We start from the raw sequence: 10,216 nt of genomic DNA on the forward strand, positions 1-10,216 counted from the left end.
CATCAAGTTGATAGCGTTGTTCAGGCGACAGTCGAGGTTCTTTCAATTCCAATCCTTCAAGAGAAGCATATATGTCCGCGATGTCGGAGAACCCGGCCGACGTAGAGTCGATAACCAAATAGAGTATTAGGTCATTGTTCAACCCAGGCTAACTCCGGGCGGAACCAGTATTGGTAGGCAGACTCCACTCCCTGGATGGAACCAGTGGTAATTAGTCTTGAAATCGCGGGTCGCCAAAATCGGTACGCGGTGGTGTTCACGAGTTCTCGGATTGCTGTCTTGTATGCTTCGTTAACGGTAGGGGGATCGTCGGAATTGTGTGTCACATCCAGTGCGGCGTCAACGGTGGAATTCGAGTACCCTGCCGTGTTACTCGCCCCGTTGGTGTGAAACACCTTATAGAGATTCTCGGGGTGGGCGCCGCCGAGGGCACTGAGGATCAGTTCATATTTTCCGGACGTCAGTGCGGCGGCGAATGCCGCCCCATCGAGGGGCTGAATATCGAGTTGTAGTCCGTTCACTCTCTGCAGCTGCGCTTGCAGTAGCTCCGCTTGCTGGTTGAGAAGCGGGCTGCCAGCAGTTGTAATGAAGGATACGACGACCTCTTTATCGTTATTACGGGCCCGATAGGCATCGATGAGCTTTTGCGCACCCTCGACATCCTGGTCGAGCCAGCGGGCCTCCGGATCGTAGAAGGGACTGCTCTCCGGCGCGAAGGTATCGGCCACAGGTTCCCCTGGGTAAATGGCGGCGATGAGCTGCTCACCGTCCACGAGCTTTGCGATTGCTGTGCGTACGTCGGGATCTGAGAGAGCGCCGTTGGAACTCATCCGGAACCCTGAACCGCCAAGCTGTGGGGTCTCGACTATGTTCATGCCAGCACTTCTCGCTCGCGTCACATACTTGTCGAAAGTGACTGACATAACGTTGATCTCACCAGCTTGTAAGGCGTTGTAACGCTGGTCGTCTGCTGGAATAGTCTTGACTACCAGCTTATCTACATAGGGACGTGGCTGATCCCAGTATGTCGGATTGCGATTGAGGACCATCTCGGTACCACGCGCCCACGAGGCCATTGTGAAAGGTCCCGCGCCGACCGGCGCGCCGCCAAAGTCCGCCCCCTTCTCCTGGATCGCGGTCGGCGATCCAACAAATGCAAGCACTTCCGACATGGCGAATGGAAGCTGATAATTGACTTCGGCTGAGGTGACTCGAATAGTGGCTGAGTCGACGACTTCCCAGGTAATCGATTTCGCAACTGCGGCGCTCGGTGAAAGCAACTGCGGGTCCAACAGGCGTAGCCAGTTGAAGTCGACGGCCTGGGCATCGAAGGGCGTGCCATCCGTGAAGGTCAGAGCCGGCCGCAGTTTCAGCGTCCACACGCGGCCGTCTTCAGAGGAGAACGACTCCGCCATGCCGGGTTCGAACTCGTCTGTCTCGGGGTCGTAGTACATCAGCGCACCGAACACAGCTTGACACGGTCCCAATCCAATGCCGATGGCGCACGTTGCAGGGTCAACCGACTGGGCGTCGGTATTGAACGAATAAGTGAGGATTCCACCACTCTGGGGATTGCCGGTCAGGTTAGAAGGGCCGGCCGCGCCACCGGAGCACGATGTCAGGAGGAGGGCAAGCGCAGCTCCGGAACCTACTATGGCCGAGCGAACGGACCGACTCTTGAATGATGTACAGCATCTCGCCAGCAACGATTCGCGTCGACTCGCCACCACGGTATCCAATCCGCCTCCAAGATTTATGGGACATTGTCCTAAAATAATGAGTTAATGGTAATATTCGCCACACAACCTGTCAATCCCTTCGTGGTGCGACCAGAGGGTTGCCGAAGTGTCGACTTGAAGGGGGTCTCTACCGTGCGGACACGGCTCTCCCGAGCCCGCTGATCACTTGGTCGCCCCACCGATGTTTCGCTCAGACTGTTCGTCGATCCGGTACCTATCAGATTGAGAATCTTGCGGCGAAGCGGTGGCGTTCCAGTACGGTTCAGCAAGGATTGATTATCCAAAAGTGGCCTCTACTTTCGAAAACTGCGCTGGACGAACGAAAGCTGGAGCGTTAACGCGCCGGACAGTGCTACGACTGACCCGGATGGTCCAGTACCTTCCGCTCAACATATTCCCGAAGAAGGAGATTTTCTCAAGTGAATCCCACCGAGATAACGCACGCAGGCCTCGCCGATTTGATCGCAAAATGGTGGTTTTATTACGACGAGTGGCAGCCCGGCGTACTTCGCGCGTTGCTTGCCGACGACTTCACTCTTTCGTGTCGAAGCGACACCGGTAGAACGAGTTACGAGGAGTTCATTCGATGCGATCTGCATGGGGCCGACGAAGCTATGGCGTGGAAGGAAGACCACCGACTTAACAGCCCGTACCCACTGCGTCATAACGGAAGTAACATCGTTATTACTAGTCGAAGTGACACAGAAGTGTCATTTACTTCATATATCTTTGTTACGAAAATTTTGGAAGGTCGCCCATACTTGTTGTCTACCGGAATCACAAGCGGTTCGGCGCGCGTGACATCGAAAGGTCTTTTGTTGCAAAGCATCCACACGGTCTTGGATACTCAGGACTCGGTGCGATATGCAGACAGGCCTGCTGTGGGCAGCGCCTTCTGACTCGCCTCATTCGAAATGTATCGCTTACCCGGCGGTACCGAGGTGCCCGCCTGGTTGCCTACTTTGTTGGCGGTCAGGCGGGCACTCCGAGACTGACATCCTCGAAGTGCCCGCAACCTCCGTGGTGACCATCACTTCTATCGTCGTAAAGATGCGGATTCATCTTTGCTGTTGGGTCCAGTTGTATGGTCATGATAATCACCGCGGCTTTAGGCCCGCATACTTCGGAGGGGAATGTCGGCAGCGGTGTTGAGGATTGTGAGCGAGGAGGCTGTCCGTCGGACGGCATTCTTAAATTCTGTGATCCGAGTTTCGTCAAATCTGTACCGTGGGGTGGAAATGGTCACGGCGCCGATAACCTGGTCTCCGTTGAATACGGGTGCCGCCACCCCAACTGCGCCCGAGATCTGTTCTCCATATGAAACCGCAGCGAGATCACTTCGAATAACGGCCAACTCGTGATGAATGGCTTCAGGGTTCCGGTTAGACTCTCCGACTCCAATGATCTCCTTGGAGCGCTTCTCTTCCATGAAGGCCAGTACCGATTTGCCGGCCGCCCCGGATCTCAGATGTAGCCTGTCGCCCTGGCCCAGGTGGTATTGGATGGGCTTGGATCCCTCACAGACTTCTACAAGAACGAGCGACGCCTCTTCTGGTTCTAGGAGCCCGAATGCAACGGTTTCGCCCACTTCGGACGCCAGAGAATCGAGGGCTTCCCGCAGAAGGCTGCACGGCTCGAGTTCGGCGAGGGTGCTTGACCACGTGATCGCCAGGACTCCCGGAACTAAGTTGCTGCCGGATTTACGGAAAAGGCCGCTAGCAACCATCTCCTCGACCAACCTATGAGCTGCTGGTGTAGAACAATTGGCGATTCTTCCAATGGCTCCGATCGGCGCTGAACCTTGTAGGTATGCATGTTCCAGAACTGTCACGAAGCGGTCGGTGACAGAACTCGGAGACTCGGTTGTAGGTGGAGTAATCGGTTCGTCAAAGCCCGAATTTGACAGAGCAATGACCGTTGCGGCCAAATTGGAGGCACTTGCCACTAGAGATCCGAGCTCAGCGACGTCGAGTTCCGCTTCGCGGACCCGGGGAATTGTCAGTCCGATACAACCCACTACATCGCCGCCGACGAGTATCGGAGAGCAAATGCCCATAGCTCCAGGGATTCGCTCCTCCCGACTGACAACAAACTGTTGCTTCCGCAGTTCCTGCAGACTCTGTTCCCGGACAGTCTCGAGCTCGTGCGTTGTTGGTGAACCTTGCTCTATCATTCTGGCGAGTTGTTCACGGGGCATGCCGGCCAGCATCGCCCGGCCAAGGGCTCCACGGTCGAGTGGCACCCTTGATCCGGGACTGACACGGTAACGGATCCTTCGACTCGATACTGCCTCGAAAATCGTTCGTCCTTGCAGATTCACCTCGTCCAGAAGCACCAGCAGTGCGGTCTCGTTCGTGCGAGCTGACAATTCTTGAATTTGTATGCGTAATTGCCCGAGGAGCCGGCTGCGGTGCGATGCCGCCCACGCATCAACCAAGATTCGGTGCCCCAGTCGATATTTGCCGCTGGGTAGTGCCCTACTCGCACCGCGTTCGCTCAGGCTCATCAGAATTCGGTTCACGGTTGTGCGGCTTAGGCCTAGCTCGCCAGCAATCTGGCGTACTCCGACCGAATCCGGCCAGTGTGTGACAAGTAGGTCGACCACCGCACCTGCTCGCCCATACATGCCCTCAGCGACAGGTGTTGACGACATGATTCTCCACTCTTGAGACGTAACTGGCGGACTGCGCCGATCAAACGAGGTCAGAGTATCGCTTTGCTGGAGCGCGCCTAGATGCACGTTGACGAACCCATCCCCTTCAGGTAAAAATGGGACATCGTCCCTATTTTGACGCAATGCAATTCAACCACACGTACCCAGCAGTAACGAGTACCACCCCATCTGTTGTTGTCGTCAATATTCCAACCCGAAGGAGACCGCATTTCCATGCGCCCCGTATCCACGTTGGACCCGGCCGATATGCGTGATCGAGAGATAGCCTCCGGTCTGCGCCGCATCTTGAGCCCGAGATCTGTGGCAGTCCTGGGTGTGTCGGGTCGCTCGACATCGCTGACAGCGCGACCCGTAAGACTCCTTGCCTCACACGGTTACGAAGGTGCGGTCTACCCCATCAACCCCAAGCACCGAGAGCTTTACGGCTTGCCCTGCTACGCGACATTGGCTGACGTCCCCGCGCCAATCGATCTGGTGATGTCGTTTGCACCTCCGGAGAGAACTGAGGCGGTGATCCGCGAAGCTGGAGAAGTAGGCGCGGCCGCAGTCGTCATTCTGGCTTCTGGGTTTGCAGAGGTAGGCGAGGCGGGACGGTTGCTCCAGGCTCGAATTATCGACGCAGCACGAGAATCCGGCGTGCGGATCCTCGGTCCGAACTGCCTTGGCCTGATCAACCGGGACATCGGCCTGTTCGCCACATTCTCAGCCGCAGCCGACCGACCCCAGGCAACGTCTTTCCCCATTGCCTATGTCGGTCAGAGTGGAGCGGTGGGCGGAGCGCTGCTCGACATGGCCAACGACATCGGCATCGGTTTCGCCAAGTGGGTCGCCACTGGAAACCAAGCAGACCTCGACATCGTCGAGGTAGCGACCGCGTTCGTCGAAGACCCCTCGATCAAGGTGATTCTCATGTATTCGGAGGGAATCGATAATGGACATGGGTTCGTCCACCTCGCGGAAAGTGCCCGCCGATACGGCACGCAGCTCGTCCTTCTTCGATCAGGTCTCTCCGAGGTCGGCCGCCGGGCCGCTGCTTCGCATACCGGGGCGATGCTCGGCGACGATTCAGCCTTACTGGCCGCCGCTCACCGTTACGGCGTGATCGTCGTCGATGATCTCAGCGAACTCCTATGGGCCGGCATGTCTTTGGCCTCGAACCTTGAGATAGTTGGCCCCCGGCTGGCAGTAGTCACCACTTCCGGAGGCGCAGGGATCCTCCTGGTTGATCAATTCCAAGCAAATGGCCTAAATGTTGCCCAATTGGCAAGCTCGACGATTGAGGAAATCCGTCAGATCATTCCACCGTTCGGTGTAGCGACGAATCCGGTGGACGTCACGGCACAGATCCTCAATTCCGCGGATTCCAGCGGAGATTTCCGCAAGCTCTTGGAGGTAATTGCTGCCGACTCGAATGTCGACGGAATCGCATTGGTCTTGACATTAGTGACAGGAGATCAAGCAGAGAGTCTAGCGGAAATGATTGCAAACCTTAAGGCGGATCTAGCTGTGCCACTCTGGGTTCAGTGGCTAGCTGGGCGTGAATTGACCAGCGCCGCCCGCGCGATTTGCCGGAATGTAGGCATACCGATTTACGAATCACCTCGAACGCTTGCACGCATCATCAAGCTGTCGCTGCCCACCGTCACTACATTGGAAAAGCCTGCCTCCTCCAACCAGACACGAAGCCTGCTCCTCGAACCCGCTCGTTTCGACCTGGGGTGGAAGGTACTCGATCTCATCGGAGTGGCGATTCCAAAGATGAGGCTAGCCACCAGTGCCTCGGAGGCTGTAATGCTGGCGCCTGAGCTCGGCGAGCGCGTGGCGATGAAAATCGAAGCAGCAAACGTGGCACACAAATCCGAACTAGGAGGTGTGGAAATAGAAGTTGCCCTTGATCAAGTTGCCGCGACATACGAGCTGCTTGTGGAAAGGGCCCGCGCTGCCGGAGTCACCGCAGAGGGCGTCCTCATCCAGACGATGGCAACGCGGGGAACTGAATTGATAATCGGGGCGATCAGCAAGGGAGACGGTTTTCCGCCAACGATCACCGTCGGCTTTGGAGGCGTGATGGCAGAGATCTACAAGGACTTCAGTGTCGCTGCTGCTCCTGTCTCTATCGAACAGGCAGAGGCGATGCTCAAGTCCTTGAAGGGGTGGCCCGTCCTGGACGGGTTCCGCGGTGCAGCGAAGGGCGATGTGAAGGAAGCAGCCAAGTGCGTGAGCAAGGTCAGTGAAATGATCTGGAGCGTTTCGGACCAAAACCTCGAGTTCGAGATCAACCCACTCATCGTCGGGACAGTGGGTAACGGCGCTACGGCCGTCGACGTACTAATCAGACGCAAGAGCAACTAGATCTCCAAGGCCTCTGGAGCGGAAACGATGACTCCGGCATCCCGACGGCATCTCTCAACGATCCATCCGTCCCACCGCAATGGTTAGGGAGAAGGCCTCGAACGTTCCTATCACGGCCGTTGGCTCGCGACAAGAAAGCAGTTGTCCGTGCAGCCGTCATGCTCGAATCAACTTCTACCGTTACGCGGCCACAGCGCCGCCACGTCTATATCTCTCATACTTCAAACCCTCTGCACCAGCGAGGGTTTCCTCTTCAAATGTGTGAATGCTGGCACCTTACAGAAGCTTTGTGCGAAGAAACGGAGCAAGAATGTTCTCGACCGCCCTACCGGGAATAGACCTCGACAGGATCACGGACTGGATCCAGCGCAACGTCCCCGCCATTACACTGCCGATCAGCATGAGCATCATCTCGGCCGGCCGGTCGAATCTGATCTACGAAGTTAGGGATTCAAATGGCATTCGCTATGTCTTGAGACGACCACCTCTCGGCGACGGTGCAGCTGGTACCCACGACGTCAAACGTGAGTGGGAAATTCTGACCGCGCTCAAATCCAGTCCCATCCCTACCCCCTCGCTTGTGGCACTCTGCGAAGACGTAGAAGTTCTGGGAGCACCGTTTTTCCTGATGAACTTCGTGCCTGGTTCTCCTCTCAATTTCGACCACGTACAACACATGACCTTGCCCGCGCGTATGAAGGTATGCGCATCGATGGCGCAAGCTCTCGGATTGCTGCACACACTCGACATCAACCAAGTAGGGCTCGGTAACTTTCGGCGCCCCCGCAGCTATGTAGAACGCCAGGTCGTCGGCTGGCTGCGGCGGCTCGACGCCATCGGAGACTTGGTGCCCTCTGCCTACAGAGCACGAATGCTCACCACGGGAAACCACCTTGTCGACCATCGCCCCGACGCGCCCCGGGAGTCCATCGTCCATGGTGATTTCAAGGCCGACAACATCATGCTCGACGGCAATGGGCAGGTGACAGCCATTCTCGATTGGGAGCTCACCGCAGTCGGTGACCCGCTCGTAGACCTCGGCTGGCTCATGATCTGGTGGGGCGACGACGATCACGCGGGTCCGTGGCTCTCCAAGCCAGTCAACAACTCTGGACAACTCAACTCAAGCTACGCAATCGCGGAGTTGTATTCCGCCGAGACAGGTATCGGTATCGACAATCTTGACTACTACAAGGCGTTCGCGTACTGGCGCCTGTGCGCAATCAACACCTTGACTAGAGCGCGGTTCGTTTCCGGAGCCATGGTGGGAAAGCACCTCGACATAGGCATCATGGACGCGCAACTCGATTGGCAGCTCCAGGCAAGCCAAGCGCATCTCGGCAACTGATTCCGCTCGTCGACTACCTGTCACTGCCAGACAATCCAAACCAACCCATTAGGAGCTTCGATGGATCTGACAATCTCTGCTCAAGGCGCGCAGGTTCTCGACAAAGTCCGCATTTTCATGGACCTCCACGTCTACCCTGCGGAGAAAATCTACGCCGAGGAACGTGCTGAACTTATGGCGCAGGGGCGGACAAACGATGTGCCGAAAGTACTGCTCGAACTCATCGCTACCGCTAAAGACCAGAATCTCTGGAATCTTTTCCTATCCAGCGAATCCGAACTCACAGCTGTCGACTATGCGATCATCGCCGAGGAAACAGGCCGCAGCCCCTATATTGCGCCCTCGGCAATGAACTGCCAATCTCCGGATTCTGGAAACATGGAAATGCTTGAGAAGTTCGCAACGAAAGAGCAACGCAGGAAGTACCTAGAGCCACTTCTGGCTGGCTCAACCCGATCAGCATTCTCGATGACGGAACCAGCCGTCGCATCCAGCGATGCAACCAATATCGAGACCCGCATCGAACGCGACGGCGACCACTACATCATCAATGGAAGAAAATGGTTCAGCACCGGAGCTTCTGACCCACGAACCGATATCCTGCTGGTACTAGGGCAGTCAGATCCCGAAGCCGATCGACATCAGCGTCACTCAGTCGTCATCGTTCCCAAGAACACGCCGGGCGTGACGGTTGTGCGGAACATACCTGTATTCGGTTTCTACGAACAACAGGGTCATGCAGAGGTCACCTACGAGGATGTCCGAGTTCCAATCGCTAACGTCCTCGGCCCCGAAGGCGGCGGATTCGCGGTAGCGCAAGCTCGATTGGGACCAGGACGGGTACACCACTGCATGCGTGCTATCGGCATGGCCGAACGTGCTCTCGAACTGATGTGTTCGCGCGCAACGTCGCGAACTGCCTTCGGGGGAAAGCTAGCCGATCAAGGCGTAGTGAAGGCAAACATCGCCGAGTCACGACTCGAAATCGACCAGGCGAGACTGCTGGTCTTGCGATGCGCGTGGCGTGTCGACCAGGTTGGAGTCAAAGCAGCACGAAGTGACATCTCAGCGATCAAGGTTGTCGCACCGAGAATGGCTGAGCGCGTCCTCGATCGGGCCATCCAGTTACACGGGGCCGCTGGAGTTAGCGACGTGACGCCCCTATCCGAAATCTGGAGCCGAGCCCGTACGCTTCGTATCGTAGACGGACCAGAAGACGTCCATATAAGGACCGTTGCTCGGTCTGAATTGGCACCGTATGTTGCCACGGTTAGCGGAACAGTCCAGATCTGAATGAGATCAAGGACCCGGACGAGCGTGTTCAGCATTGTCGACGGGCAGGACATGTACAAAAGGATGACCTGTCGTCAATGTCCGGTGCACCGAGTTCATCCAGTGAGTGATTGGTAGATTTGATTTTCTGCTTACCTAAATTTGAGAAGATAGACGAGTCGAGAACTTTTCCTGTGATTTATTAGTAGAGCCATGATAATTCCGACAATGAAGGAAATTAACTAATTGCGCATACCAAAAAACTACACTTCTAAAAAAGAGCAGGTGACGGCCGCAGATCTAGACACGGCTATCGCCGCCGCAGACCCTGGAGCGTTGCTGATGGCCATGGTGCACGTTTCCGGTGACTTTTGATACTACAATTTCCCATTCCTCGGTTGCCCTCCACGCCCAAGCGGTCGCCATTCTCAACCCCAATATCACGTCTCCAGAAAGTACCTTCCATGACAAGCGCAGCCGAAACAGACGTCCCCCAGGCATATCCGCCGAGCGCAGAGTTCGCTGCGGCCGCCAACGCGGGACCGGAACTGCAGGCTGCCGCAGATACCGACCGCCTTGCTTTTTGGGCGAATCAGGCTGAGCGCCTTCACTGGCACCAGAAATGGACCGACGTCCTCGACTGGACCGACGCCCCCGTCGCCAAGTGGTTCGTCGGCGGACAGTTGAATGTCGCCTACAACTGCGTCGACCGCCACGTCCTCGCCGGCAACGGTGACCGCGTCGCCATTCACTTCGAAGGCGAACCGGGCGATTCCCGCGATCTGACCTACAACGACCTTCTCGCCGAAGTCAGCCGCGCCGCAAACACTT

7 protein-coding genes are annotated in these 10,216 nt (G+C 56.7%); 5 read left to right on the top strand and 2 right to left on the bottom strand.

The window, feature by feature from the left end; all coding sequences use genetic code 11:
- Positions 1–131 precede the first annotated feature (131 nt).
- Positions 132–1,469 carry an ABC transporter substrate-binding protein gene (locus FEZ60_RS04900; RefSeq protein WP_346343330.1) on the bottom strand — a complete coding sequence of 446 codons (1,338 nt, stop codon included), beginning with the start codon at positions 1,467–1,469 and terminating at the stop codon, positions 132–134.
- Between the two features lie 689 nt (positions 1,470–2,158).
- Between FEZ60_RS04900 and FEZ60_RS04905 the strand changes: the two genes are divergently transcribed.
- Entirely contained in the window at positions 2,159–2,638 is a 480-nt protein-coding gene (locus FEZ60_RS04905) for a hypothetical protein (protein WP_346343331.1), read from the top strand.
- A 209-nt stretch (positions 2,639–2,847) separates the two neighbouring features.
- On the opposite strand, the gene FEZ60_RS04910 is transcribed toward FEZ60_RS04905, so the two are convergent.
- On the bottom strand, positions 2,848–4,392 hold the full coding sequence (locus FEZ60_RS04910; RefSeq protein ID WP_308191077.1) for an IclR family transcriptional regulator C-terminal domain-containing protein: 1,545 nt from the start codon (positions 4,390–4,392) through the stop codon (positions 2,848–2,850).
- Between the two features lie 498 nt (positions 4,393–4,890).
- On the opposite strand from FEZ60_RS04910, the gene FEZ60_RS04915 reads away from it, so the two are divergent.
- From FEZ60_RS04915 to FEZ60_RS04930, 4 genes are all read left to right on the top strand, one after another.
- Positions 4,891–6,765 (top strand): acetate--CoA ligase family protein, encoded by a 1,875-nt coding sequence (locus FEZ60_RS04915; RefSeq protein WP_267951478.1) that lies wholly within the window; start codon positions 4,891–4,893, stop codon positions 6,763–6,765.
- A 310-nt stretch (positions 6,766–7,075) separates the two neighbouring features.
- Positions 7,076–8,113, top strand: a complete 1,038-nt coding sequence (locus tag FEZ60_RS04920; protein WP_172935678.1) for a phosphotransferase family protein — start codon at positions 7,076–7,078, stop codon at positions 8,111–8,113.
- A 60-nt stretch (positions 8,114–8,173) separates the two neighbouring features.
- A complete protein-coding gene (locus FEZ60_RS04925; protein ID WP_172935679.1) occupies positions 8,174–9,406 on the top strand; it encodes an acyl-CoA dehydrogenase family protein in 1,233 nt (410 codons plus the stop codon).
- 443 nt (positions 9,407–9,849) lie between these two features.
- Positions 9,850–10,216 (top strand): acetyl-coenzyme A synthetase N-terminal domain-containing protein (locus FEZ60_RS04930; RefSeq protein ID WP_275942423.1); only part of this gene is annotated, 367 nt, incomplete at its 3' end.

Origin of the sequence: Rhodococcus sp. MS16 (assembly GCF_013277795.1) — a bacterium.
In the GTDB taxonomy this organism is placed as follows: Bacteria; Actinomycetota; Actinomycetes; order Mycobacteriales; family Mycobacteriaceae; genus Rhodococcus_F; species Rhodococcus_F globerula.

Bases quoted from the DNA above. Each gene is read 5' to 3' on its own strand.
- FEZ60_RS04915 (WP_267951478.1), top strand. From the start codon at position 4,891: ATGTCGTTTGCACCTCCGGAGAGAACTGAGGCGGTGATCCGCGAAGCT.
- FEZ60_RS04920 (WP_172935678.1), top strand. From the start codon at position 7,076: ATGTTCTCGACCGCCCTACCGGGAATAGACCTCGACAGGATCACGGAC.
- FEZ60_RS04925 (WP_172935679.1), top strand. From the start codon at position 8,174: ATGGATCTGACAATCTCTGCTCAAGGCGCGCAGGTTCTCGACAAAGTC.
- FEZ60_RS04910 (WP_308191077.1), bottom strand. From the start codon at position 4,392: ATGTCGTCAACACCTGTCGCTGAGGGCATGTATGGGCGAGCAGGTGCG.